Source organism: Arthrobacter sp. Z4-13 (genome assembly GCF_054792705.1).
In genome coordinates, this window is record NZ_CP096459.1 from 253,770 (window position 1) to 277,279 (window position 23,510).

Sequence of the window (23,510 nt, forward strand, 5' to 3'; positions counted from 1 at the left end):
AAGGTGCCCACATGATTGCACTTCTTGTCATCGACATGCAGAACGCCTACTTTGAGGCGCCGGAACTGGCAGCACAGCAGGACCGGTTGGTGGGCTCCTGCAACAGGATGCTGAAGGCTTTTAAGGCAACCGGCCACAAGGCGTTGATGGTGGGTACCGAGCACGAGCGGGACAAATCCACGTGGACGCTGAACATGCTTGACGATAACCAGGGCTTCATTTTCCGCGGCACCGAGCAGGCGCAGGCTGTGCCCGGCCTCGCAATCGATGGCCTGCCGCAGCTGAACAAGACGCGCGACAGCGCCTTCGTGGGGACCAACCTGCTGGCCCGGCTGCGCAACTGGGGTGTCGACGAGGTGGTGCTTGCCGGAGTCTCCACCCACAACTGCATCGCCCAGACCGGCGCTGACGCCTTTGCCCACAACATCCGGGTTACATACGCCAAGGATGCCATGGCCTCTGAGGACAACCAGGACGCTGCGGACATGCTGCGCATCCTTTCCACCAGTTACCGCCAGCCCGTCCAGTCCAGCGACGAGATCGTGGCGCGGTTGCAAAAGGCATAGGTCCGCAAGGCAAGGGGTAAAGCGCGACGGCGGCACCTACGGAAGTGCCGCCTTCGCGCCTTTGCTATGTGCTCACGCCAGCAGACTTTGAAGGGCGTCTGCCAGGGTCTGGGCCCCTATTTCGGCGTCTTCGTCCAGCACATGTTCTTCGGGGGAGTGGGATACGCCGCTGGGGTTGCGGACGAAGACCATGGCGGTGGGAACGCAGGGTGCCAGGACCCCGGCGTCGTGCCCTGCCCCTGTGTCCAGGATGGGCGCCTGGGGCAGGGCGAGCTGGAGTTCCTTTTGCAGTCCGGCATCGAAATTGGCGGTGGGGCTTAGTGATTCCTCCCGGAGTTCGACGCGGCAGCCTTCCTCGGCGGCAATGACCTGCGCTTGCTGATGGATGCTCTCCACCAGGGCAGCTGTCACGGCGTCGTCGGGGTGCCGTACGTCCAGCCAGAAATCCACCCGGGAGGCAATGACGTTGGTTCCGCCCGGGACAGGCTGCAGCCTTCCCACCGTCGCCCGTGCATGCGGCTGCTTCCGGGCCATATCCCTAACGGCCATCACCATCCGGGACGCAGACACCATGGGATCATGCCGGTCGGCCATCAGAGTGGTGCCGGCATGGTTGCCCTGGCCGTGGACGCTCAGGCGCCAGCGCCCGTGCCCCAAAATGGAGGAAGCAATGGCGATGGGCTGGTCGAGGTCAATCAGCCCGCGGCCCTGTTCAACGTGAAGCTCAACGAACGCGCCGATCTGGCCCAGGCGTTCCTCATCGCGGCCCAGGAAGCGTGGGTCCAGCCCGTTGGCGCGGGCAACGTCCGCAAACGTTGAACCGTCGGGGTCACGGAGGTTGCGGGCCTTGTCCGGATCGATGGCGCCGGTCATCAGCCGGGAACCGAGGCAGGCTACACCGAAGCGGGAGCCTTCTTCCTCCGGGAACACCACCACCGCAAGCGGACGCGTGGGAACGGCCATCCGCGCCTTCAGGACGTCCACTGCCACCAGCGCGGAGGCGACGCCGAGCGGCCCGTCAAAGGGGCCGCCGCCGGGTACGGAGTCGAGGTGGCTTCCGGTGACCAGGCTGTTGCTGCGGTCTCCGCCGGGGACGTCCCACCAGGCCCAGATGGCACCGTTGCGGTCCGTTTCCACGCTCAGGCCACGCTTTTCGGCCTGTTCGATGAACCAGTTGCGCAGGTCCAGTTCGGCGGTGGAGTACACCGGGCGGGTGTAGCCGCCGCGGAGGGCGTCCGTGCCGGTGCCGGCTATTTCGGACATCAGCCCCGTGACAGTCGCCGTGGGAGCCTGGGCCAGGGGAGTGGTTTCCGTTCCGGCCATCAGCGGGCCGCCACTGCTGCGCGGCTGGCCTGCGCGGCGAGCCGGAACTGGTCCGGCACGGATCCTGCACCCGTTGCCAGATCGGCCGCAAGCTGGCCAATCAGCGGGGCGAACTTTGCCCCGTGACCCGAGCAGGGCGAAAGGACGGTGATGCCGTCCGCCCGGTCCAGGATGAAATCCTCTGTGGGGGTGTTGGTGAACAGACAGGTGGTTTCGGCATAGGGTTCGGGAACCAGGCCCGGCAGGTACCGTTCGACGTACTCGATGACCCGACGCCGGTTGTCCGGTGCGATTTGGCCGTCCTGGTCCGCAGCGGACGGCAGGATTTTGCCGCCGTTGTATTCGGCGACCTTCTGCCCGTGGAAGCCGGCGTCGCGGCCGCCCGGCAGGCCGTAGGCCTGCCAGCCCTCGCGTTTGTGGATGAACGTAGGCCAAGGCGTCGTGCCGCCGTCGTGCCCGCCAACGTAGGGGAAATGGTAGGCCTGTTCCTGCCGCACCTCAAGGGGCGGCATGCCGGCCAGGAACGATGAGGGCAGCGCCAGCGATCCCAGGAGCTGGGGGAGCCATCCGCCTGCTGCAACAATGACATTGGCCGCGCGCAGGGTACGGCCGTCCCCGGAAGTGAGCACGTAGGCACCGGCCGATCCGGAGATCGAAGCTACCGCCCAGTTGTTGCGGAGTCCGGCGCCGTGGGCAACCGCCTGCTCAACCATGGAAGCCACGGATTCGTGGGCGTCGATCACGCCGGCGCCCGGGTGCCACAGTACTTGGGTGTCGAAGGCGATCTGGGGCCAGCGGCGGTTGGCCTCTTCGGGGGTGAGGAGCTCGTGGTCGATGCCGCGTGCCGCCAGTACCCCCGCCAGGCGCTCAGGCTGGCGGATGGCGCCGTAGTCCACGGCGCCGGTGGGGGTGATGAGCTGCTTGCCGCTGAGGCGGGCGAGTTCGTCCCAGCCGCTTTTCGCCTCCTGCACGAGGCGCGTGTAGAACTCCTCCGGGTAGGCATAGCGGAAAATCCGGGCGGAGCCGTGGGAGCTTCCTGCGTCGTTTGCGGGGGTTGAACGCTCGAGCAGCGCCACCTCGTGGCCGCGTATGGCGAGGTGCCAGGCGGTGGCAGCTCCTGAAAGCCCTGCACCGACAACGGCATACTCGGTGGATCCCATGGATTGCTCCCTGTGCATTGAGGTGTTGGTTCATGGTCTCCATTCAGTAACCCACCCAGAGATCCCTAGCGTCCAATATCATTTGGCTAGCAATTATTAGCGTCAATCGAAAGAATCGCCATGGAACTCCGGCAGCTGCGGTACTTCCTGGTCGTCGCGGACGAGCTGCACTTTGGCCGGGCCGCGGAACGGCTGCACATCACCCAGCCACCCCTGACAGTCGCCATTCGGAGGCTTGAGCGCGAGCTTGGCGTCCAGCTGTTTGACCGCACCACCCGCCGCGTCACCCTGACGGCGGCCGGGCAGGCGTTCCGCGACCGTGCCCAGGCGGCCATCGCCGACCTGGATGCCGCAGCGGGTGATGTGGCCGACGTCGCGGCAGGCAAAAGTGGAAGGATCAGGGTGGGCTTCGTCAGCTCCGCCAGCTACACCACCGTCCCGGAAGCTATCCGCACTTTCCGCCAGCACCGGCCGCGCGTGGACCTGGTGCTGCATCCGCTCACCAGCGGGGAGCAGATAGAGCAACTGCTGGACGGGGATCTTGACCTTGGCCTGATCCGGGACCCGGGTGAGGTTCCCGGGCTGAACCTCGAGCTGCTGAGCGCCGAGGACCTGGTGGTGGTCCTCCAGGAAACGCACCACTTGGCAGCCCGCGATGAGATCCGCCCGCAGGACCTCGAAGCCGAACCGATGATCCTGTTCCCTTACGGCCTGATGCCCGGCTTCGTGGCGCGGGTCCTGCGGTTGTTCGAACCCCTGGCGGTGCCGCCCACCGTGGTACAGCGGGCCATACACCAGGAAACAGTCCTGGGCCTGGTAGCCGCGGGGTTAGGGGTATCTGTCCTTCCGGAGTCGGTGCAGCGGTTCCAGATGCCGGGCGTCACCACCCGACGCCTCACCGGACGGCCGCAAACCGAGCTCCACATAGCACGTCCTCCCCGGTTTTCCCCAGCGGCGGAAGACTTCGTTGCCTGCCTGAAGGGCGGCATCCCCGGATAACCCTCATTTCCTCCGCTGACGGATGCCCGAAACGTCGCGGAAACGTTCGGCACCTACTGTGGGTCCCACGCCGTCCGCTGGCCGTCGAAGGGAACCCGATGCATCTGATGCCACGTGAGCAGGAAAAGCTTCTGATTGTGGTGGCCGCTGATCTCGCGCGCCGGCGCCAGGCCCGCGGACTCAAGCTCAACTACCCCGAAGCCGTGGCCATCATCAGTTACGAGCTGATCGAGGGCGCCCGGGACGGGCGCAGCGTGGCCGACCTCATGAGTTACGGCACCGCCCTGCTCAGCCGGGAAGACGTGATGGAAGGCGTGCCGGAAATGATCCACGACGTGCAGATCGAGGCTACATTCCCGGACGGCACCAAACTCGTCACCGTCCACGATCCCATCCGCTGAAGGGCAGGCCATGATTCCAGGAGAGTATGTTCTTCGCACCGAACCGCTGACGGCGAACGCAGGCCGGGAGGCGATCGACGTCGTCGTCACCAACACCGGCGACCGGCCCGTGCAGGTGGGCTCGCATTTCCACTTTGCCGAAACGAACGCCGCGCTGACCTTCGACCGGGAGGCAGCATACGGGCGCCGCCTGGACATTCCCGCCGGAACCGCTGCGCGGTTCGAACCGGGGGACTCCCGGAACGTGCGGCTCATCGAACTGGCCGGCACCCGCGAAGTGTACGGACTGGGTAACGCGGTCAATGGGCCGCTGACAGAGCCCGCGGGGTTTGGCGGAGCGCGGCACGCAGCGAAGGAGACTGCCAAGTGAGCTTCGACATTCCGCGCCGGCAGTACGCCGACCTGTACGGCCCCACGACCGGTGACGCCATCCGCCTGGCGGACACCGACCTGTTTCTTGAGATTGAGAAAGACCTCACCGTGTACGGCGAGGAGGTGGTGTTCGGCGGCGGCAAAGTGATTCGCGACGGCATGGGCCAGAACGGCCAGGCCACCCGGGATGAGGACGTTCCGGACACTGTCATCACCAACGCGGTGATCCTGGACTACACCAGCATCTACAAGGCCGACGTCGCACTCAAGGATGGCCACATCTTCAAGATCGGCAAGGCCGGCAACCCGCAGATTACCGACGGAGTGGACATCGTGATCGGCGCGAGCACTGAAGTCATCGCCGGCGAGCGCAAGATCCTCACGGCCGGGGGAGTGGACACACACATCCACTTCATCTCCCCGGACCAGATCCCGGCGGCGCTGACCAGCGGCATCACCACCATGATCGGCGGCGGCACCGGCCCGGCCGAAGGCACCAAGGCCACCACGGTAACTCCCGGGAAGTGGCACATCCAGCGCATGCTGCAGGCCGCCGAGGGCTTCCCCATGAACATCGGCCTGTTCGGCAAAGGCCACGCATCCGCCGTCGAACCTCTGGCCGAGCAGATCCGCGCCGGCGCCATCGGGCTGAAGGTCCACGAGGACTGGGGCTCCACCACCTCCTCGATCGACACCTCCCTGACAGTGGCGGACGAATACGACGTCCAGGTGGCCATCCACACCGACACCCTCAACGAGTGCGGCTTCGTGGAGGACACCATCCGCGCCATAAACGGCCGCGTCATCCACACCTTCCACACTGAGGGAGCGGGCGGCGGGCACGCCCCGGACATCATCAAAATCGCCGGGATGCCCAACGTCCTGCCCGCGTCCACCAACCCCACGCTGCCCTATACCCGCAATACCATCGAAGAGCACCTGGACATGCTGATGGTCTGCCACCACCTCAACCCGGACATCCCCGAGGACGTGGCGTTCGCAGATTCCCGGATCCGGGCAGAGACCATCGCCGCCGAGGACGTCCTGCAGGACCTGGGCATCTTTTCCATCACGTCCTCCGACTCCCAGGCCATGGGCCGTGTGGGCGAGGTGATCACCCGCACCTGGCAGGTGGCGGACAAGATGAAGAAGCAGCGGGGCGTTTTGGAAGACCCCAGGGGGGACGAAGCGGCCGGAGCGCATGGTTCCGAGGCGGGCCTGGGTGCGGGCAGCGACAACTTCCGGCTCAAGCGCTACGTTGCCAAGTACACGATCAACCCGGCGATCGCACAGGGCATCGCGGACTCCGTCGGTTCGGTGGAGGTGGGCAAGTTCGCAGACCTGGTCCTCTGGGACCCGGCGTTCTTCGGCGTCAAACCGGAGCTGGTGCTCAAGGGCGGCCAGATCGCCTACGCGCTGATGGGCGACGCCAACGCCTCCATCCCCACTCCGCAACCCCGCACCATGCGGCCAATGTTCGGCGCGTACGGGAAGGCCGTGCAGCAGTGCTCCATCACGTTCCTGTCCCAGGCAGCGATCGACGCCGGCGTGCCCCACAAGCTGGGGCTGGAAAAGGTCATCAGACCCGTCTCAGGAATCCGTACGCTGACCAAGGCCGACCTGAAATACAACGACGCCACCCCGGACATCCAAGTGGATCCGGAAACCTACAAGGTAACCGTCGACGGCGAGGACGTCACCTGCGAGCCGTCCGACGTGCTGCCCATGGCCCAGCGCTACTTCCTGTTCTAACCTCCCCTCCCTGACAACCCAACCCGGAGCACCCCGTGATCATTGAAAAAGTCCTCGGCAACCTGCATGAACTTCCGGACCCGCACGCCTACGCCAACCTCCACCAGGAGAAAGTGGTGCTGCCCAGCGCGCAACTGGTCAAACGCATCCAGCGCGCGACGACGGACCACGGCAAGGAGATCGGCATCCGGCTGCCGTCGGGCTCCGGCTACCTGCGCGACGGCGACATCCTGCACGTGGCCGAGTCCAACATGATCGTTGTATCAGTGCTGCCCACCGACGTCCTGGTGATCTCGCCACGGACCATCCACGAAATGGGCGTCGTGGCACACTCCCTCGGCAACAGGCACCTCCAGGCCCAGTTCTTCGATGCCTCGTCCGAATACGAAGCCGAGGTCATGGTGTGCGCTTACGACCACACCGTCGAGGACTACCTTCGCCACGCTGCCGTGCCCTACTCCCGCCAGGAACGCGTTATGCCTGTGCCTTTTCGCCATGCTGAGCACAGTCACTAGTAACCCTGTCGCCGTGCTGAGCGCTCGAAGGGATGTGTTGGCTGGCGGCGCCGCGAGGGATATGGGGCCGTGCCCGCTTCGCGGTGCCCGCCACGCCGCGGCCCCATATCCCTCGCGTCGCTTTGCTCTCTCCAGTTGGGCGGCGGTTCGGTGAGCGGTTATCAGCTTGCTTTGCAGCAGCTTACTGACTCTGCGCTTCCTACTGGGGCGTTTGCGCACTCCTTCGGTTTTGAGAGCTATATCGACGCCGGGGTGGTTCGTGATGAGGCTTCTTTTGGGCGGTGGTTGGCTGCTTTTATCTCGCAGCAGTTGACCTACTCTGATGGGTTGGCCATCCGGTTTTTTTATGAGGGGGCTGATGTTGTGGAGCTGGATTCGCTGCTCTCTGCTTCCCTGTTGCCTCGGCAGGTTCGGGAGGCTTCCGTGAAGATGGGGCTTCGGTTGCTTGAGATCGGGGTGGAGGTCTTTCCCTCTGCGGAGCTGGGGCTGTACCGGGACCTGGTGAGCACCGGCCGGGCCGCTGGGCATCAGCCGCTGGCGTTCGCCGTCGTCGCCCGTTCACTCGGCGTCCCGTTGCAGGAAGCGCTCGCCGCCTACCTTTTCGCCACAGCCACGTCCCTGACGCAGAACGCGGTCCGGGCTATCCCGCTCGGCCAGAACGCCGGCCAGCGGCTCCTCAGGCAAGCGGCCGACGACGTCGCTGCCGCCGTCGAACGGATCCCGCACCTGGCGCCGGACGACTTCGGGGCCGTCAGCCCCGGCCTCGAAATTTCACAAATGCGGCACGAACGCCAACGTGCCCGGATGTTCATGAGCTGACTGTGCTTTTGGATAAAAGGAGGAAAAATGAGCGAACCCATCAAGATCGGCATCGGCGGACCCGTTGGAGCCGGCAAGACCCAGCTCGTGGAGCGTCTCACCCGGCACATGAGCGGCGAGATATCCATGGCCGCCATCACCAATGACATCTACACCATCGAGGACGCCAAAATCCTCGCCGCCAACGGCATCCTCCCCGTGGACCGGATCATCGGCGTCGAAACCGGCGGTTGTCCGCACACCGCCATCCGCGAAGACACCTCCATGAACACCGCCGCCATCGAGGAACTCAAAGCCCGGCACCCCGACCTCCAGGTCATCTTCGTCGAATCCGGCGGCGACAACCTCTCCGCCACCTTCAGCCCCGAACTCGTCGACTTCTCCATCTACATCATTGATGTGGCCCAGGGTGAGAAGATCCCCCGCAAAGCCGGCCAAGGGATGATCAAGTCCGACCTCTTCATCATCAACAAAACCGACCTCGCCCCACACGTGGGGGCAGATCTCGCAGTCATGGAGCGGGATTCCAAAGAATTCCGCGGATCCAAGCCGTTCTGCTTCACCAACCTCAAGACTGATGAGGGCCTCGACAACGTCATCGATTGGGTGCGCAGGGACGTCCTGATGCTCGATCTGGCGCAATAGACATGCCTGCCGTTGACCTCCACCAAGGTGACGTACCTGCTGAGGCGGCGAGGCCGGATTTGGGGGCCGCGGCGTGGCGGGCACCGCGAAGCGGGCACGGCCCCAAATCCGGCGAAGCCGCCGGACTCAGCCACGGACAGGCACCCATGGGTGAGCTTGAGCTCCGGGTCGCCGTTCGTGGTCAGCGATCTGTGGCCGAGCACCAGTTTCATCGGGGTGCTCTTCGCGTACTTCGGCCGCACTATCTGGATGACACCGGGCAGGTTTGCTACGTCGTGGTGAATCCTGGCGGGGCCTATCTTGGGGCGGATCTTTTTGTCCTCGATGTTGAAGTGGGGGATGGTGCCGATCTGTTGCTGACTACCCAGTCTGCTACCAAGGTTTATCGGACTCCTGGGTCGTTTGCTGAGCAGCGGATGGTTGTCCGGCTGGGGGAGGGGGCCCGGTTGGAGCTGGTGCCTGACCAGCTCATCGCCTACCGGGAGGCCCGTTACCGGCAATTTACCCAGGTGACCTTACGGCCGTCGTCGTCGCTGGTGATGGCGGAGGTGGTGACACCCGGATGGTCGCCGGACGGGACCGCCTTCCGGTACGAGGAAGTCCGGCTGCGGAACGAGATCCGGGTGGAAGGCGGGGGAGGAGAGCCGGAACTGCTGGCGCTGGACAACCTGCTGATCCGGCCGCCGTCGGATGATGTCACCGGTTTGGGGTTCATGGGGGGCTTCAGCCACCTCGGTTCCCTGGTCGTGGTGGACACGCGCGTGGACCAGGCACTCGCCGATGAGCTCCACGGCGTCACGTCGGCGCACGATGCCCTGACCGGGATCTCGCTGACCCGGAGCATAGCGGGAACCACCGGGCTGGTCCTCCGCTCACTGTCCAACAGCACCGGGGAACTGAATGTCCTTCTCGGCGCCTGCACCACCCTCCTCCGGGAGCGTTGGCACGGTCAGGAACCACTGAACCTGAGGAAGCACTGATGACCGCCATGACGAACATCGCCACCCTTTACCGCCAGCGGGAAGCATTGCCGCTGCGGACCCGCCTCTTCTTCACTTTCGGTGCGGTAGCTGCGCTGCATGCCGCCGCCGTCGTACTTCTGCTCTCCGGCAACACGGGCGCGCAGGCCCTCACCTGGGGCCTGGTCCTGACTGCCTACCTCGCGGGCGTCAAGCACAGCTACGACTGGGACCACCTGGCTGCCATCGACAACTCGACGCGCAAGTTCGTGGCGAACCGGCAGGACCCGGTCAGCGTGGGTTTCGCGTTCAGCCTGGGGCACAGCTCGGTGGTGACCCTGGCGGGCGTGTTGGTGATCGCTGGCGCGGCCGTCGTGGGGGAGTTCATGCAGGACGGGTCCGCCGGAAACCTGGTGCTCGGGCTGATCGGCAGCGGGGTTTCCGGCCTGTTCCTGCTGGCGATGGGCCTGTTTAACGGTTCCGCCTTTGCCCGCTCCGCGCGCGCTTACCGCCGGGCGCGGACGGGTGCGGCGATCGATCCCCTGGATCTTGAGCCGCAAGGACTGGTGGCCAGGCTCCTCGCCCGGCCGCTGTCCAGGGTGCGCCGTCCGCGGAACATCTACGTGATCGGATTCCTGTTCGGGCTGGGCTTCGACACCGCCACCACTATCGGCTTGCTGATGATGACGACGGCGGCGTCCTTAGCCGGAGTGCCGGCGTTCGCCCTGCTTGCCCTGCCGCTGGCATTCGCTGCCGCCATGACATTGTGTGATTCGCTCAACGGTGTCGCCATGATGCGGATGTACCGCTCCGCGCTGGACGACCCGCAGCGGAAGCTCGGCTTTAACGCTTTGGTCACCGGGATCTCCGCAGTGTCCGCCCTGTTCATCGCCGTCATTACGCTGGGTGGCTTCGCCAACGCCGCCTTCGCCCTGGAGGACCCGTTGACGCTGTGGCTTGGGTCGATCGACCTTGGCGACGCCGGGCTCTTGCTGGTCGCGCTGTTGCTGGCTGTCTGGGGTGCGGCTGCGTTGAAGGGGCGGGTGCCGGGCGCCCCAAGGCAACAGAGCTAGTCAGGCGGCCATCGGGCCCCTGCTCTTCCGGTGCGGACGGCCCCTCATTCCCGAGGGAACCTTCCCGGCCGCCGGAACCTTTGCCTGCTCCGAAACCCGTGCCGTGGAACCCGATGGCACGTGCCCGCCGTCGGGGACTGCGCTGTCCGCGTGCAAGTGGACCCCGTGCTCGATCAGGACGCTGGAGCCGATCCGCGAGTGGCTGCCGATATGCACCCGGTTTCCGATTACCGATCCCCGCCCGATCCGTACGCCGTCGCCAATAACGGCCCGGTCGCCGATAATGGCGTCACGGTCGATCCAGCTGCCATGGCCAATGCGGCATCCTGAGCCAATCCGGGCGCCGTACTCCACATAGGTCATGGGGCCGATGCGTGCGCTTTCGGCCACGAATGCACCGGGGGCGGTCAGGCCGCCGCCATTGGCATGGCGGACATAACGGGTGACCTTCCCGGCGTCGTCTTCAACAGAGACATACTTCGCGTTCATGCAATCCCTCGTTCGAATGCGCGGCGCTTTCCGCACATTCAGTTAACGGTTCGGAACTCAAATGGATTCCCGGGCGCACTGCCATAACACAACGGGCGCGCTGGAGGGCCGCAGAGGGGCCCGCCAATCGTGGGAAGGGCGCCGTTAAGCTACGAGGTTGGCTGCTGCGGAGTCCATGTGGGCATGGATTGTGGTGCGGGCGAGGGAGGCGTCACCGGTTTCGATGGCCGCCACGATGTCGCGATGACGGTCAACGTTCATGTTCTTGACGCCCTTTTCCAGGCCGCCGAACATGATGGACATTCGGATGGAACCTTCCAAGGACTGCCAGGAGTGGAGCAGCGTTTCATTGCCGGTCAGTCGGCACAGAGTCCGGTGGAATTCCATGTCCGATTCAATCCGCTCCTCCAAAGACGCATCCTGGGCCGCCTCCATTACGCCAATGGTCTTATGGAGGGACTCGATGGCATGGGCGCGGTCCGGGAGCTCGCAAAGGGTGCGGGCCGCAAGGGATTCAAGGGCGGCCCGGACGGCGAAGATGTCGCGGATTTCCTTTTCGTCCAGGTGCCGGACGGACAGCCGGCCGCGGGGCCCTGCGGCGAGGAGGCCTTCCTGTTCAAGCTGGCGCAGCGCTTCCCGCAGTGTTCCCCGGCTGATCTGCAGCATTTCGGACAGTTCAGTTTCCACCAAGTGCCGCCCCGGGGCCAGTTCACCGCTGGTGATGGCGGTCCTCAGTGCCGAGAGCGCCTGCTCGCGCAGGCTTTTCTTTTGCAGTCCCAGCAGCGGTGCTGTCAGTCCGGCCATGGCTTCCGTCCTCAGTGTTATAAGTCGACTGTTTACAGTCGGTAGTTCGATAGTACGGCAGAAAGCACGGCACCGGGCTGGACCAGTGCCGTGCCTTCTCCATCTGCTGTAGCCGTGATCAGCCGAGTTCGGCGAGGACCTTTTCGACGATGCGGTCTACGGCAAGGCCGTAGCGGTCGTGGAGGGTGGGCAGTGCCCCGGCGTCGAGGAACTGATCCGGCAGTGCTACCGGGACCACGCGCTTGCCAACGCCGGCGGTGACGACGGCGGACGCGACTGTTTCGAACAGGCCGCCCACCACGGAGTGGTTTTCCAGCGTCACGGCCAAGCGGTCGGTGTTGATTTCGGCGAGGACGGTGGCGGCGTCGAAGGGCTTGATGGTGGGGGTGTGCACGACGGCGACATCCACGTTGTGTGCCGCCAGCGCCTTGGCTGCCTGCAGGGCCCGCATGGTCATCAGGCCCGAGGAGATGAACACGACGTCGTTGCCGCCGCGCAGGACCTTGGCCTTGCCGAGTTCGAACGTGTAGTCGTACTCGTCCAGGACGGTGGGGACGTTGCCGCGGAGCAGGCGCAGGTAGGTGGGTCCGTCACTGGCTGCCAGTTGGGGGACGGCCTGCTCGATGTCGATCGAGTCGCAGGGGTCCACGATGGTCAGGTTGGGCATGCCGCGGAAGATTGCCATGTCCTCGGTGGCCTGGTGGCTGGGGCCGTACCCGGTGGTCAGGCCGGGCAGGCCGCCCACGATGTTGACGTTCAGGTTCGGTTCGGCGGCGTCCAGGCAGAGGAAGTCGTAGGCGCGGCGTGCGGCGAACACCGAGTAGGTGGACGCAAACGGCACCAGCCCGGTTTCGGCCAGGCCGGCAGCCGCGCCGAAGAGCAGCTGCTCCGCCATGCCCATCTGGAAGAACCGTTCCGGGAAGGCTTTGGCGAAGATGTGCATGTCCGTGTACTTGCCCAGGTCCGCGGTGAGGCCGACGATTTTGTCGTTCTCCTGCGCGGCCTTCACCAGCGCGTGCCCGAACGGGGCGGATGCGGTCTTCTGGTCCGGGTCGGCGAAGGACGCGATCATCGCCGAGGTCTTCAGCTTCGGCTTGGCGGCTGTTGTCGTGTCCGGGGCCTCGGTGGTGGTGCTCACTTGGTGTCTCCTTCGGTGGCTTCGTAGCCGGCGGTGAGCTGCTCGCGGCAGGTCTGCCATTCGTGTTCTTCGATGCGCATGAAGTGCGCCTTTTCGCGGTCCTCCAGCAGGGGAACGCCCCGGCCCACCTTGGTGTCGCAGAGGATCACGGAGGGGCGTCCGACGGCGGTGGCCTGGGCGGCTGCGTTGTCGAACGCTGCCAGCAGCGCTCCGACATCGTTCCCATCCACCCGCTGGGTGTACCAGCCGAAGGATTCCCATTTCTCGGTCACCGGCTCGGTGCGCAGTACCGTGTCTGTTTTGCCGTCGGCCTGCAGGGCGTTGATGTCCACCATTGCGGTCAGGTTGCCGAGCTGGTGGTGGTGGGCGCCCATTACGGCTTCCCAGGTGGAGCCTTCGTCCAGTTCGCCGTCGGAGAGAAAGTTGAAGACGCGGGCGGTGGAGCCCTGGTAGCGCAGGCCCAGGGCCATGCCGACGGCGATGGTCAGTCCGTGGCCCAGGGAGCCGCCGGAGATTTCCATGCCGGGGGTGTAGGTGGACATGCCGGACATCGGCAGCCGTGAATCGTCTGAGCCGTAGGTTTCCAGTTCCTCTACCGGGACGATCCCGGCCTCGGCGAGGGCTGCGTAGTGGCCGATGGCGTAGTGGCCGGTGGAGAGCAGAAACCGGTCCCGGGCCTCCCAGTGCGGGTCCTCGGCACGGAACCGCAACTGGTCGCCGTAAACAGTGGCCAGCATGTCCGCAGCCCCCAGGGCCTGGCCCACGTAGCCCTGGCCCTGAACCTCGCCCATGTTCAGGGCGTGGTGCCGGATCCGGTAGGCCGCCGCGCTGATTTGCGCGATGCGGTCCTGAGGAACGTCGGTCCGGGCAGCGTCGGCGGAGGTCACCCCGGCCTGGGTTGCGCGGTCCTGGTTGGCTTCTGTTGGCATTGCTGGCTCCGTGTTCGTTTCGTGCGTGACAGTCATTAGACGCTCACCGTGTTGGGGGTGCTTTTAGTGGCTTCCTCAGCAAGTTGGCGTTCGCGCTTGCCCCAGGTCTCCCGGGTGGCCAGGGCTGCCCAGAGGCCGATGGCGGCGTAGAAGCTGAAGAGCAGGGCCGGGCCCATCCAGCCAAGAGCAACGAACAGCAGTGTGGTGATGAAGGGGGTGAACCCGGATACCATCGCGGAGATCTGGTAGGCCAGCGAGGCTCCGGAGGAGCGGGTCTTGGCCTGGAACAGCTCCGGGAACCAGGGGCCTTGGGCGCCGGCCAATGAGTTCTGGCAGACGGCGTAGGAGATGGCCACGGTGGCGATGATGGCTATGAACATGCCGGTGTTGACGAGCAGGAACATGGGGATCCCGAAGAGCAGGGCGAAGGCTGTTGACCAGACGTAAAGCGGCCGGCGCCCGATCCGGTCCGTCAGCCGTGCCCAGGCGGCTGTAGCGAAGATGCCGATTGCGGAGGCGATGCAGAGGGCCACGAGGGTTTCGGTCTTGTTCGCGAGCTGCTCAGTGTGAAGGTAGGAAATCATATAGGTGATGGACACGGCGTAACCGGCAGTCTCGGCAATGCGCAGCCCGATGCCCTTGACGATGTTGCGCCAGTCGGTCTTGATGACCTCGATGATGGGGGACTTCACGATGGCGCCGCTTTCCTTGACCTCGTCAAAGACTGGGGACTCGGGAACTTTGGCACGGATGATCAGTCCGACAGCTACCAGCACGATGCTGGCCAGGAATGGAACGCGCCACGCCAGCTCGCCACCGAGGTTCACGCTCACCAGGAAGACGAGGTTTGCGAGCAAGAGCCCCACGGGGAAGCCGGCCTGGACGATGCCGGTGTACTTGCCCTTGGATTTCCAGGGTGCGTGCTCGTAGCTCATCAGGATGGCACCGCCCCATTCAGCGCCGAACGCGAGACCCTGGACGATGCGGACAAACACCAGCAGTGCGGGAGCCAGCAGACCCACTTGCTCGTAGGTCGGCAGCAAGCCGATGAGGAAGGTAGCCACCCCCATGAGGATCAGCGAGGCCACCAGCACAGGCTTCCGGCCTACTTTGTCGCCGAGGTGCCCGCCGATGACTCCGCCAATGGGGCGGGCAGCGAAGCCGACACCGAGAGTAGCGAAGGCGGCAAGGGTGCCGGTGACGGGGTCACCAGTGGGGAAGAAGGCAGTTCCGAAGTACAGCGCAGCGGCGGTGCCGAAACCGATGAAGTCGTAGGTCTCGATGACGGCACCGACACCCGAGCCGACTGCAACACGCTTTGCGTCCTTAGTGCCGTGCACCTGGCCGCGCATTTTGAGAGCTTCATTGCTCATGGTGGTTCCCTTCCGAATAGCGACTCACAAAGCATGCCGCTGTCGACTGTTAACGATGGTACCTCCCAAGTGTGATCCGCATCATGACGCAATGTCAACAGTCAACTCTGAGGGTTGACTGTTGACATTCAGTAACCGTATTGTGGTGGACATCACTGCTGCACCTGGGACCGAAGTCCGATGTCGTGCCAAACCACCAAGGAGCAATCATGACCACCATTCAGCGCACCGCCGTCCTCACCGGAGCAACCTCGGACCGGGGGATCGGCATCACCACCGCCCGCCGCTACGCCAGTGAAGGTTGGGCTGTTGTCATCCTGGACCTCGACGGTGAGAAGTCAGCCAAGGTCGCAGCGGACATCGGAAATGAGTTCAACGTGCCGGCCTTTGGCCACGAAATCGACGTCGCCAATGAAGCCTCGGTCACCGCCGCCCAGGCCGCGGTCGCCGCCGAGGTCACCGCCGGCAACCTGCCGCCCGTGGGCGCCCTGGCCAACATCGCGGGTATCACCTCCCCGCTTCCGTTTCTTGAGACCACTTTGGAGCTGTGGCACAAGGTGATGGACGTGAACGCGACGGGCACCTACCTGGTGACCAAGGCATTCCTGCCGGACATGATTGACAACGGCTGGGGCCGGATCGTCAACATGTCCTCCGTCTCCGCCCAGCGCGGCGGCGGCGTGTTCGGCAAGGTTCCGTACTCCGCAGCCAAAGCGGCCATTCTCGGTTTCACCAAGGCCCTGGCGCGGGAGCTCGGAGCCACCGGCGTCACCGTTAACGCCATTACGCCGGGCGCCGTTGACACGAACATCCGCGTCGGCAGCACCGATGAGCAGGAAGCCGCGATCAACGCAGGGATCCCGCTGGGCCGGAACGCGACCACGGAAGAAGTGGCGGCCGTGATTACATTCCTCTCGTCCGGGGACTCGGCGTACCTCACCGGCACCACCATCGACATCAACGGCGGAAGCCACCTTCACTAAACCCCAGCGGCAAAAGTGCACTGGCATGAAGGACGGAGCGGAGCAGTGGGATGAAGCCCTATCGCTACCATGACTGGAGCCGGCTGATTGGAGCGCCGGTGGAGGTCAGGAGGGACTTCGAGATTGTGCGTGCCGGCACCGTGGATGATGCAATGGCGGATTCGTCTGCCTTGTGGCTGGCGGCGGATGCCAAGGGAGGCAGGGCCCTCTTCACTGCCGCAGAGGGTTACGAGGTGTGGATCCGCCCGCAAAAACTTAATGGGAATCTCTGCTTCAAAATGGCTGCTGCGCAATTGTCGGGGTCCCGCCCCGCCGGTGGATCCCGGTAGGCAGGTTCCTGGGCTGCCGGGTTCAGTATCAAGGATGTGGATGGGTGCACTCCTAGGAATGTTCAGCCAGACGCGTGCAGGCGTCCCATAAGCGCCTGCGGGCTTCCGGGTCCGACCCCATGCCCGGCGTCGGAAGCTCCTTTCGCTTCGTCCAAAGCTTCCCTGAGACCTCCGCTGCTTCGGGCGACATGGCGAGCCAGACGGCTGTGTCAGCGGCCTTTTCGGCCGGGGCGCCGAAGGTATTGGTAACCCAGCGGAACGGCCCCCCGACATCCTGGAGCAGTGCCGTGTTTTTGACGAGGCCGGGATGCACGGCGTTTGCCACCACGCCCGTACCGCGCAGGCGGTCCGCGAACTCCTGGGTAAGGAGGACGCGGGCAAGCATGGAAGGCGGCGTGGACCGAAGGAAGCTGTATTTGCCCTTCGCCGTTTGAAGGTCGTCAAAGTTGAGCATGGTGTTGCCGTATCTTGAGGCAACGTTGATTATTCGTGCCGAAGTCGGTGCTGAAGCCGAAGCGGGCGCGGCTGCGGTTCCGGCGTCTGCCTTTGCTGTAACGGCGGCGCGCTTGAGCCCATCCGCCAGCAGGTTCGTCACCAGGAAGTACGCCATCACGTTCGTGGCGAAAGTCAGTTCGAGCCCGTCCGCAGTCACGTGGCGTTCCTTGCGGAAGACGCCGGCGGCGTTGACAAGCACGTCCAGCCTGTCGTGGCGGGACAGGAATTCGGACGCCGCGCGCCGGATGGAGGACTGGGCTGAGAGGTCACAGGCCAGCGGCTCAAGCCGGGCGCCCGGGACCAGCCTGCTGATTTCTGCAATAGCTGCCTCCGCCCGGGCAGCCGACCGTCCAACTACGACGACGGCGGCCCCCTCGCGCGCCAGGCCTGCGGCTACCGCTTTGCCCAGCCCGCCCGTCGCGCCGGTTACCAGCGCCAGGCGCCCATCCATCGATCCCATCGCTGCCTCCTCAGTACATCGGAGTGGGCTCCTAAAGCGTGGCTTCGCCGCCACAAGTTGGCCCGGCGCCTTCAGATTACGCCCCACCACGCGCTGTCCCACTGGATATTTTGAAGACGTTGTGTGTGGAAAACGCTGGTAGGTAGACTGGTCTACCTACCAGCGTCTTAAGGAGTGTCCGTGCCCCCGTCTGCAGTGTCTCTCCCAACCAGGAAGTCCGCCCGTGGACTGTTGCTTGCGGCAGCGGCACGGCTCTTCTACGACCAGGGGGTCGGAGCTACGGGCATCGACGCCATCACCGCCGAGGCGGGGGTCGCGAAAAAGAGCCTGTACAACAACTTTGCGTCCAAGTCGGACCTGGTGGCCGCGTACCTGGAGGACCGGCACGAGGAATGGCTTGGCCTCTATCGGGACCGGCTGGACAAGGTGGCCGGACCGGGAGAAGGCGTGCTGGCCATTTTCGACGCCTACCTCGATCATGCCCACTTTGCCTATGAGCACGGATTCCGGGGGTGCGGACTGCTCAACGCCGCGGCGGAACTGCCGGCCGGCAGTCCGGGGCGCTTGGCGGTGCGGCGCCACAAGGAGGGAATCGAAGACCTCCTCGCGGCGCATCTGGCGGAGCTGCTCCCCGGGCAGGAAGAGCGCCGGACAAGGCTCGCCAGCCATCTGGCCTTCCTGCTCGAAGGCGCCATGGTCCGCGCGGGCCTCGAAGGTGGGGACATCCGGCTCCTCGAGGGCCGAGCCATCGCCGCGCAACTGCTGGACGAGCTGTGACGGCTGCGGCCGGCCGCATGTCCGGTCCGTTCCGGGGCGCTGTTTTTGTGCTGGCCGCATCGGTGCTATGGGGCACCACGGGAACTGCTGCCACCTTTGCCCCGGGGGTCAGCCCGCTGGCAATAGGGGCGGTTGCGATGGGAGTTGGCGGATTGCTGCAGGCTCTGTACGCGGCTTATCCGATTCGCGCGGAATGGCCGCGCCTATGGGAGCAATGGCGCTTGGTGTCCCTGGGGGCACTCGCAGTCGCGGTGTATCCGCTGGCCTTTTACAGCTCGATGCATCTTGCCGGCGTGGCCGTGGGGACAGTAGTTTCCATCGGGTCGGCCCCGGTGGCGGCAGCGGTGATCGAGCGCCTCGCGGACCACAAGCCGCTCACCCGCCGCTGGATGGCCGGGGCGCTGCTCGGCGTGGGGGGTGCGGTGCTGTTGTCATTTGCCGGGCACCGGTCCGACGGCGGCGGCGCAGGTCCCGCGGCCGAGTCTTGGACCGGTCCTGCCGGAATAGCCCTGGGCCTGGTTGCAGGCATCACGTACGCCCTCTATTCGTGGGCGGCGCACCGCCTCATCAACGGTGGCACTTCCTCCCGTGCCGCGATGGGAACGGTGTTCGGAGTGGGCGGAGTGCTCTTGATGCCTGTCCTGTTTTTCACCGGCCGCCCGCTGTTTGAGTCCTGGGCAAACTTCACGGTGGGGGCGTACATGGCCCTCGTTCCGATGTTTGCCGGGTACGTCCTGTTCGGGTGGGGGCTGTCCCGGGTGCGTGCCAGTACGGCCACGGGCCTTTCCCTGGTGGAAACCGTGGTGGCAGCGGCATTGGCGGTGCTGGTGGTGGGGGAACGGCTGCCGGCAGCAGGCTGGATCGGAGCCGCGACCGTCCTGGCTGGCCTGTTCCTCCTGGTTCCACGGGCTTCAGCGCAGGGCCCGCAACACAGCACTAAAGCAGAGCTACGTCGGCTGTCCGCGCCGCCTGCGCCGGCCGAGGGGAGGCTTGTGCAGTGCGAGGCAGGCGCCGAAAACCATCAGCAGAAACCCGGTGATGCCTATGCCAAGCACTTTGCCGCTGACGCCGGCGACGAAAAGCACAAGGCCGAGCATGCCCGCGGCTGAACCGTAGTAAAAGCCTGCCCTGAACCGGCGTGAGGGGTAGCCGGACAGCAGCTCCATCGCCAAGTGGGGATCGTCGGCGATCAGCCCGAGCTCCAGCTCCTTGAGGAGCCTCCGCTCCTCCTCGGACATTGGCATAGGACGCCCTTGAATTTCATACGGGAGTATCGATACGACCGTAGGATTCTTGCCCGGTTGAGTCAATAGTCCGGGGCTCCCGCTTCTGTTGGTTATCCGGTGTGTCTTGGTCCTTCTGCGACGTTACGGCCGGGAGGCAGGATGACGGCGGGACTGGCCTACCGTCGTCGTAATTCTGCAAACTCCAGCGAGGGCACAATGGCACCGGCGTCCCGCTCCACGAAGTTGGTGCCCGGCGGAACAACGTCATCGATGGCATCCAGCACGGATTCACCGAGCCGGATTTCGGCCGCCCGCAGGTATGCCGCCAGGTGTTCTTCGCTGCGCGGCCCAATGATCACGCTGCTGATGGCCGGATGCGACAGGGCGAAGCCGACGGAAAGGTCAACCAGCGACAGTTCGAGTTTGTCCGCCAACCGGGCCAGGGCATCCGCGGCATGCAGCTTGCGCTCGCTGGAGGGACCGGAGATGTCGTAGCGGCCGGGAAGGGAGTGCACCCGGGTGGGCGCGTTTCCGGACTCCAGGACAAAGCTGCCCGACAGCCAGCCGCCCGCCAGCGGGCCGTACGCGAGCACACCGAGGCCGTACTGCTGGGCGATGGGGAAAACGTCGCGTTCGTTGGCGCGTACCAGCATCGAGTACGGCACCTGGTTACCCAGCGGCGGGATCAGGTGGTTGGTGGTGGCGAGCCACTGCGCCTCCACCAGTTGCGCCGGTGTAAAAACCGAGGTGCCGTAGTAGAGGATTTTTCCCTGCCGGATCAGGTCATTGAGGGTGGTGATGGTTTCGAGGACATCGGTGTTGTAGTCCGGCCGGTGCGCCTGGTACAGGTCAATGCGGTCAGTCTGCAGGCGGCGGAGGCTGCCCTCCACAGCCTGGGTGATCCACCGCCGGGAGTTGCCGGCATGGGCAGGGTTGGGGCTCATCTGGCCGTGGAACTTGGTGGCGAGGAAGACGTCGTCGCGGCGGCCCCGCAGTGCCCGCCCCACCACCTGCTCCGATTCACCCTGCGAGTAGACATCGGCGGTGTCTATCGCGGTGATGCCCGAGTCCAGGGCGGACTGGATAATGCGGATGCCCTCTTCCGCTCCAGTTGGCGCACCGGGCGCTCCGCCCGTTCCCTCGCCGAAGTTCATGGTGCCAAGTGTCAGCGGGCTGATAGGGGTGCCTGATCGCCCGAACACCCGCAGCTCGCTGAGGCTCATCGCCGGTCTCCTCCGATATTCTTCGGCACGTTGCTTCCGATACATGCCCTCGATCGTCACGACGCTACACAGGACGGCCGCGCTCCGGCAGGTTCCCGCCGCAGAGCTTCTCTTTTCGACTTCCGAAGTAATGCAGGGGCTCCGGTATGACGTTTTATGGAGCACTGGAAGGATGGAGCTGGAAGGACCTGCCGCATATTGGGGCATAGGCACGCGACCGCGCGGCCGACATCCTGCACCGCGTGAACCCGGGCGCGGTCAGCACACACTTCGAGCCGTGAACTGCAGTAACAGCATGCTCCGGTTTCGCCTCTGAGCCGCCCTGCAATAATCTGAACCAACGGTTGTGCGCGGGGGTGCAGGCGCCCGGTGCAACAGGCAGCACTGTAAGTTCGAGCCACATCACACCAGACGAGGCGGACACACATGACGGCTTCAGACCAGCAGCACCCACAGCGATCGCAGATGCCCGCGGATCCGCCGGGCGTACCACCCGCTGCCCGCGAAGCTGCTGCCCCCGAAGCTCCGGCCCTCGAAGTTCCTGCCGGGGCCGTGGACCCGCACCTCCTCCAGCAGTTGGCGGACGTACATGGAGTGGGAACCTCCTTCCAGGGCTGGGACGGGCTGCCCCACCACGTTGCCGAAGAAACCCTGATCAAGGTCCTGGCCTCCCTGGGCGTGCAGGCCCACACCAACAAACTCATTGAGGCGGCACTTGCGGAAGCGGAATTGGCTCCGTGGCGGCGCATGCTGCCTCCCGCCGTCGTGATCCAGCAGGGTGAGCCGGCCCAGGTCCCGGTCCATGTGCGGGACGGTGCCAAGGCGCAGGTAAGCATCACGCTGGAAGGCGGTGCCGGGTCCAGGGATGCTGCCCAGCAGGACCTCTGGGTGCAGCCGCGGGATGTCGACGGCACGGTTACCGGACGTACCACCTTCGCCCTTCCGCAGGACCTGCCGCTGGGCTGGCATACCCTGCATGCCGAATCCGAAGGCGCCACCGCGTCCACCACCCTGGTGGTGGTGCCCTCGCGGCTGACCACAGCCGCGCCACTCGAAGAGCGCCGCGGCTGGGGACTGGCCACCCAGCTGTACTCCGTGCGCTCCAGGCGGTCCTGGGGCATCGGTGACTTCGCTGACCTGGCTGACCTTGGCGCGCTGAGCGCAGCCCGCGGGGCAGACTACGTTCTGGTTAATCCGCTCCACGCCGCCGAGCCGGTTCCGCCTGTGCAGCCCTCGCCGTATTCTCCATCCACCCGGCGGTTCTTCAACCCGCTGTATATCCGCATCGAGGCGATCCCTGAGCTGGCCTACCTCAAGCCACGCAAGCGGGCGGCAGTGGAGAAGCTTCACGAGGACGTGGCTGCCCTGAACAAGGACGGGGCCCGGCTGGACCGCGACTCGGTTTATGCCGCCAAGCTCCAGGCACTGGAACTGCTCTACCACGCACGCAGGTCGCCGGCACGGCAGGCAGCCTTCGACGAGTTCTGCCGCATCTCCGGCAGCGGACTGGATGATTTTGCCCTGTGGTCCGCGATCCGGGAGGACCTTCCGGCCGGGGACCCCTTCTGGTCGGATCCCGCCAGCGCCCTTGGTACGCCGCAGGCCGAGGCGCTCCGGGAAAAGCTTGCGGACCGGATCGGGTTTCACCGCTGGCTGCAATGGATCTGCGACGAACAGCTTGAAAATGCCCAGCAGGCAGCCTTGCGTTCCGGCATGCGGCTGGGCGTTGTCCACGACCTCGCCGTGGGGGTGGACCACAGCAGTGCGGACGCGTGGACGCTTCGCGACGTGCTGGCTCCCGGCACCAGTGTCGGCGCGCCGCCGGACATGTACAACCAGCAGGGCCAGGACTGGGGCCAGCCGCCATGGCATCCGGCCCGGCTTGCGGAAGCTGGCTACATTCCCTTCCGCAACATGCTGGCCACGGTGCTGCGGCACGCCGGCGGTGTGCGGGTGGACCATATCCTGGGCCTGTTCCGGCTCTGGTGGATCCCGTCCGGCAACGCCCCGGGCGACGGCGCCTACGTGCGCTACGACCACGAAGCATTGATCGGCATCCTTGCCCTCGAAGCGCAACGCGCCGGCGCTGTGGTGATCGGCGAGGACTTGGGCACCTTTGAGCCTTGGGTCCGCGACTACCTTGCCGCCCGCGGCATCCTGGGAACCTCCATCCTCTGGTTCGAGTACGACGGCGACTCGCCCCTTGCGCCCGAAAAGTACCGCATGCAGGCACTCGCCAGCGTGAACACCCACGATCTTCCGCCCACCGCCGGCTACCTCGCCGGTGACCACGTGGCTTTGCGCAGCGGCTTGGGCCTTCTGGAGCGCTCCGAGGCGGAGGAACGGGCCGAGCATAACGCCTCCCTGGAGAAGATGCTGGCCCTGGTGCGCGAGCGCGGCTACCTGCCTGACGAGGTTTCCGGCGGTTCGGGGGCGACCGAAGAACGGACCATCGAGGCGCTGCACCTGCTGCTGGCGCAGGCTCCGTCGGTACTGCTCGGGGTTGCGCTGGTTGACGCAGTGGGGGAGCGGCGGGTCCAGAACCAGCCCGGTACCACCGAAGCCCTGTACCCGAACTGGCAGGTGCCGCTGGGTGGGCCGGACGGCAGACCTGTAAGCCTCGATGACCTTCCCGCCAATGCACGGTTCAACTCGCTGCTGGCGGCGGTGGAGGAGGCCCTGCGCGACTAGGTTGCTCGG

The 23,510-nt window shown here is 65.3% G+C and carries 24 protein-coding genes and 1 pseudogene; 15 read left to right on the forward strand and 10 right to left on the reverse strand.

What is annotated here, in order from left to right:
* The first annotated feature begins 11 nt into the window (after nucleotides 1–11).
* Nucleotides 12–566: a cysteine hydrolase family protein gene (locus tag M1E07_RS03020; RefSeq protein WP_461188825.1), complete on the forward strand. Its 555-nt coding sequence runs from the start codon at nucleotides 12–14 to the stop codon at nucleotides 564–566.
* 72 nt (nucleotides 567–638) lie between these two features.
* On the opposite strand, the gene M1E07_RS03025 is transcribed toward M1E07_RS03020, so the two are convergent.
* Both M1E07_RS03025 and M1E07_RS03030 read right to left on the reverse strand, forming a co-directional pair.
* On the reverse strand, nucleotides 639–1,889 hold the full coding sequence (locus tag M1E07_RS03025; RefSeq protein ID WP_461188826.1) for an allantoate amidohydrolase: 1,251 nt from the start codon (nucleotides 1,887–1,889) through the stop codon (nucleotides 639–641).
* A complete protein-coding gene (locus tag M1E07_RS03030; RefSeq protein WP_461188827.1) occupies nucleotides 1,889–3,049 on the reverse strand; it encodes an FAD-dependent oxidoreductase in 1,161 nt (386 codons plus the stop codon). The genes M1E07_RS03025 and M1E07_RS03030 overlap by 1 nt, the downstream gene beginning before the upstream one ends.
* A 120-nt stretch (nucleotides 3,050–3,169) precedes the next feature.
* On the opposite strand from M1E07_RS03030, the gene M1E07_RS03035 reads away from it, so the two are divergent.
* The 9 genes from M1E07_RS03035 (at nucleotide 3,170) to M1E07_RS03075 (ending at nucleotide 10,584) form a co-directional block, all read left to right on the forward strand.
* Nucleotides 3,170–4,048, forward strand: coding sequence for a LysR substrate-binding domain-containing protein (locus M1E07_RS03035; protein ID WP_461188828.1), 879 nt, complete (start codon nucleotides 3,170–3,172; stop codon nucleotides 4,046–4,048).
* 98 nt (nucleotides 4,049–4,146) lie between these two features.
* Nucleotides 4,147–4,449 carry an urease subunit gamma gene (locus tag M1E07_RS03040; protein WP_461188829.1) on the forward strand — a complete coding sequence of 101 codons (303 nt, stop codon included), beginning with the start codon at nucleotides 4,147–4,149 and terminating at the stop codon, nucleotides 4,447–4,449.
* 10 nt (nucleotides 4,450–4,459) lie between these two features.
* The gene (locus M1E07_RS03045; protein ID WP_461188830.1) at nucleotides 4,460–4,819 is read left to right on the forward strand and encodes an urease subunit beta; all 360 of its coding nucleotides are present in this window, start codon (nucleotides 4,460–4,462) and stop codon (nucleotides 4,817–4,819) included.
* The gene (gene ureC, locus M1E07_RS03050; protein WP_461188831.1) at nucleotides 4,816–6,573 is read left to right on the forward strand and encodes an urease subunit alpha; all 1,758 of its coding nucleotides are present in this window, start codon (nucleotides 4,816–4,818) and stop codon (nucleotides 6,571–6,573) included. Before M1E07_RS03045 ends, ureC begins: the two co-directional genes overlap by 4 nt.
* A gap of 35 nt (nucleotides 6,574–6,608) precedes the next feature.
* Nucleotides 6,609–7,088, forward strand: coding sequence for an urease accessory protein UreE (gene ureE / locus M1E07_RS03055; protein ID WP_461188832.1), 480 nt, complete (start codon nucleotides 6,609–6,611; stop codon nucleotides 7,086–7,088).
* A 150-nt stretch (nucleotides 7,089–7,238) separates the two neighbouring features.
* On the forward strand, nucleotides 7,239–7,907 hold the full coding sequence (locus M1E07_RS03060) for an urease accessory protein UreF (RefSeq protein WP_461188833.1): 669 nt from the start codon (nucleotides 7,239–7,241) through the stop codon (nucleotides 7,905–7,907).
* Nucleotides 7,908–7,934: 27 nt separating this feature from the next.
* Nucleotides 7,935–8,552 carry an urease accessory protein UreG gene (gene ureG, locus M1E07_RS03065; protein ID WP_461188834.1) on the forward strand — a complete coding sequence of 206 codons (618 nt, stop codon included), beginning with the start codon at nucleotides 7,935–7,937 and terminating at the stop codon, nucleotides 8,550–8,552.
* Nucleotides 8,553–8,698: 146 nt separating this feature from the next.
* Nucleotides 8,699–9,532, forward strand: coding sequence for an urease accessory protein UreD (locus M1E07_RS03070; protein WP_461190471.1), 834 nt, complete (start codon nucleotides 8,699–8,701; stop codon nucleotides 9,530–9,532).
* A complete protein-coding gene (locus tag M1E07_RS03075) occupies nucleotides 9,532–10,584 on the forward strand; it encodes a HoxN/HupN/NixA family nickel/cobalt transporter (RefSeq protein WP_461188835.1) in 1,053 nt (350 codons plus the stop codon). Before M1E07_RS03070 ends, M1E07_RS03075 begins: the two co-directional genes overlap by 1 nt.
* Here the strand turns inward: M1E07_RS03075 and M1E07_RS03080 are convergent, their stop codons facing one another.
* From M1E07_RS03080 to M1E07_RS03100, 5 genes are all read right to left on the reverse strand, one after another.
* On the reverse strand, nucleotides 10,585–11,073 hold the full coding sequence (locus tag M1E07_RS03080) for a DapH/DapD/GlmU-related protein (RefSeq protein WP_461188836.1): 489 nt from the start codon (nucleotides 11,071–11,073) through the stop codon (nucleotides 10,585–10,587).
* 144 nt (nucleotides 11,074–11,217) lie between these two features.
* Nucleotides 11,218–11,877, reverse strand: a complete 660-nt coding sequence (locus M1E07_RS03085) for a GntR family transcriptional regulator (protein WP_461188837.1) — start codon at nucleotides 11,875–11,877, stop codon at nucleotides 11,218–11,220.
* Nucleotides 11,878–11,995: 118 nt separating this feature from the next.
* Complete coding sequence (locus tag M1E07_RS03090; RefSeq protein ID WP_461188838.1) at nucleotides 11,996–13,015, reverse strand: transketolase family protein; 1,020 nt, start codon at nucleotides 13,013–13,015, stop codon at nucleotides 11,996–11,998.
* Nucleotides 13,012–13,944 (reverse strand): transketolase, encoded by a 933-nt coding sequence (locus M1E07_RS03095; protein ID WP_461188839.1) that lies wholly within the window; start codon nucleotides 13,942–13,944, stop codon nucleotides 13,012–13,014. The genes M1E07_RS03090 and M1E07_RS03095 overlap by 4 nt, the downstream gene beginning before the upstream one ends.
* 35 nt (nucleotides 13,945–13,979) lie before the next feature.
* On the reverse strand, nucleotides 13,980–15,317 hold the full coding sequence (locus tag M1E07_RS03100; RefSeq protein ID WP_461188840.1) for an MFS transporter: 1,338 nt from the start codon (nucleotides 15,315–15,317) through the stop codon (nucleotides 13,980–13,982).
* A gap of 209 nt (nucleotides 15,318–15,526) precedes the next feature.
* Between M1E07_RS03100 and M1E07_RS03105 the strand changes: the two genes are divergently transcribed.
* Both M1E07_RS03105 and M1E07_RS03110 read left to right on the forward strand, forming a co-directional pair.
* Entirely contained in the window at nucleotides 15,527–16,300 is a 774-nt protein-coding gene (locus M1E07_RS03105) for an SDR family NAD(P)-dependent oxidoreductase (protein WP_461188841.1), read from the forward strand.
* Nucleotides 16,301–16,350: 50 nt separating this feature from the next.
* Nucleotides 16,351–16,629, forward strand: coding sequence for a hypothetical protein (locus tag M1E07_RS03110; protein WP_461188842.1), 279 nt, complete (start codon nucleotides 16,351–16,353; stop codon nucleotides 16,627–16,629).
* Nucleotides 16,630–16,681: 52 nt separating this feature from the next.
* Here the strand turns inward: M1E07_RS03110 and M1E07_RS03115 are convergent, their stop codons facing one another.
* Nucleotides 16,682–17,575, reverse strand: a complete 894-nt coding sequence (locus tag M1E07_RS03115; protein WP_461190472.1) for an SDR family NAD(P)-dependent oxidoreductase — start codon at nucleotides 17,573–17,575, stop codon at nucleotides 16,682–16,684.
* Nucleotides 17,576–17,764: 189 nt separating this feature from the next.
* Between M1E07_RS03115 and M1E07_RS03120 the strand changes: the two genes are divergently transcribed.
* Both M1E07_RS03120 and M1E07_RS03125 read left to right on the forward strand, forming a co-directional pair.
* Nucleotides 17,765–18,361, forward strand: a complete 597-nt coding sequence (locus M1E07_RS03120; protein WP_461188843.1) for a TetR/AcrR family transcriptional regulator — start codon at nucleotides 17,765–17,767, stop codon at nucleotides 18,359–18,361.
* The gene (locus M1E07_RS03125) at nucleotides 18,358–19,470 is read left to right on the forward strand and encodes a DMT family transporter (RefSeq protein ID WP_461188844.1); all 1,113 of its coding nucleotides are present in this window, start codon (nucleotides 18,358–18,360) and stop codon (nucleotides 19,468–19,470) included. The genes M1E07_RS03120 and M1E07_RS03125 overlap by 4 nt, the downstream gene beginning before the upstream one ends.
* On the opposite strand, the pseudogene M1E07_RS03130 reads toward M1E07_RS03125, so the two are convergent.
* Nucleotides 19,426–19,605 (reverse strand): annotated as a pseudogene (locus M1E07_RS03130) (DUF3040 domain-containing protein); the annotation flags it as partial. The gene M1E07_RS03125 and the pseudogene M1E07_RS03130 sit on opposite strands and share 45 nt — an antisense overlap.
* Before the next feature lie 158 nt (nucleotides 19,606–19,763).
* Nucleotides 19,764–20,810 carry an aldo/keto reductase gene (locus tag M1E07_RS03135; RefSeq protein WP_461188845.1) on the reverse strand — a complete coding sequence of 349 codons (1,047 nt, stop codon included), beginning with the start codon at nucleotides 20,808–20,810 and terminating at the stop codon, nucleotides 19,764–19,766.
* Between the two features lie 426 nt (nucleotides 20,811–21,236).
* Here M1E07_RS03135 and malQ point away from each other — a divergent pair, with 426 nt between their 5' ends.
* Nucleotides 21,237–23,501 carry a 4-alpha-glucanotransferase gene (gene malQ, locus M1E07_RS03140; RefSeq protein WP_461188846.1) on the forward strand — a complete coding sequence of 755 codons (2,265 nt, stop codon included), beginning with the start codon at nucleotides 21,237–21,239 and terminating at the stop codon, nucleotides 23,499–23,501.
* Nucleotides 23,502–23,510: the final 9 nt, after the last annotated feature.

Bases quoted from the DNA above. Each gene is read 5' to 3' on its own strand.
- M1E07_RS03020 (WP_461188825.1), top strand. From the start codon at position 12: ATGATTGCACTTCTTGTCATCGACATGCAGAACGCCTACTTTGAGGCG.
- M1E07_RS03025 (WP_461188826.1), bottom strand. From the start codon at position 1,889: ATGGCCGGAACGGAAACCACTCCCCTGGCCCAGGCTCCCACGGCGACT.
- M1E07_RS03030 (WP_461188827.1), bottom strand. From the start codon at position 3,049: ATGGGATCCACCGAGTATGCCGTTGTCGGTGCAGGGCTTTCAGGAGCT.
- M1E07_RS03035 (WP_461188828.1), top strand. From the start codon at position 3,170: ATGGAACTCCGGCAGCTGCGGTACTTCCTGGTCGTCGCGGACGAGCTG.
- M1E07_RS03040 (WP_461188829.1), top strand. From the start codon at position 4,147: ATGCATCTGATGCCACGTGAGCAGGAAAAGCTTCTGATTGTGGTGGCC.
- M1E07_RS03045 (WP_461188830.1), top strand. From the start codon at position 4,460: ATGATTCCAGGAGAGTATGTTCTTCGCACCGAACCGCTGACGGCGAAC.
- ureG (WP_461188834.1), top strand. From the start codon at position 7,935: ATGAGCGAACCCATCAAGATCGGCATCGGCGGACCCGTTGGAGCCGGC.
- M1E07_RS03070 (WP_461190471.1), top strand. From the start codon at position 8,699: ATGGGTGAGCTTGAGCTCCGGGTCGCCGTTCGTGGTCAGCGATCTGTG.
- M1E07_RS03075 (WP_461188835.1), top strand. From the start codon at position 9,532: ATGACCGCCATGACGAACATCGCCACCCTTTACCGCCAGCGGGAAGCA.
- M1E07_RS03080 (WP_461188836.1), bottom strand. From the start codon at position 11,073: ATGAACGCGAAGTATGTCTCTGTTGAAGACGACGCCGGGAAGGTCACC.
- M1E07_RS03085 (WP_461188837.1), bottom strand. From the start codon at position 11,877: ATGGCCGGACTGACAGCACCGCTGCTGGGACTGCAAAAGAAAAGCCTG.
- M1E07_RS03095 (WP_461188839.1), bottom strand. From the start codon at position 13,944: ATGCCAACAGAAGCCAACCAGGACCGCGCAACCCAGGCCGGGGTGACC.
- M1E07_RS03100 (WP_461188840.1), bottom strand. From the start codon at position 15,317: ATGAGCAATGAAGCTCTCAAAATGCGCGGCCAGGTGCACGGCACTAAG.
- M1E07_RS03105 (WP_461188841.1), top strand. From the start codon at position 15,527: ATGACCACCATTCAGCGCACCGCCGTCCTCACCGGAGCAACCTCGGAC.
- M1E07_RS03110 (WP_461188842.1), top strand. From the start codon at position 16,351: ATGAAGCCCTATCGCTACCATGACTGGAGCCGGCTGATTGGAGCGCCG.
- M1E07_RS03115 (WP_461190472.1), bottom strand. From the start codon at position 17,575: ATGGATGGGCGCCTGGCGCTGGTAACCGGCGCGACGGGCGGGCTGGGC.
- M1E07_RS03135 (WP_461188845.1), bottom strand. From the start codon at position 20,810: ATGAGCCTCAGCGAGCTGCGGGTGTTCGGGCGATCAGGCACCCCTATC.
- malQ (WP_461188846.1), top strand. From the start codon at position 21,237: ATGACGGCTTCAGACCAGCAGCACCCACAGCGATCGCAGATGCCCGCG.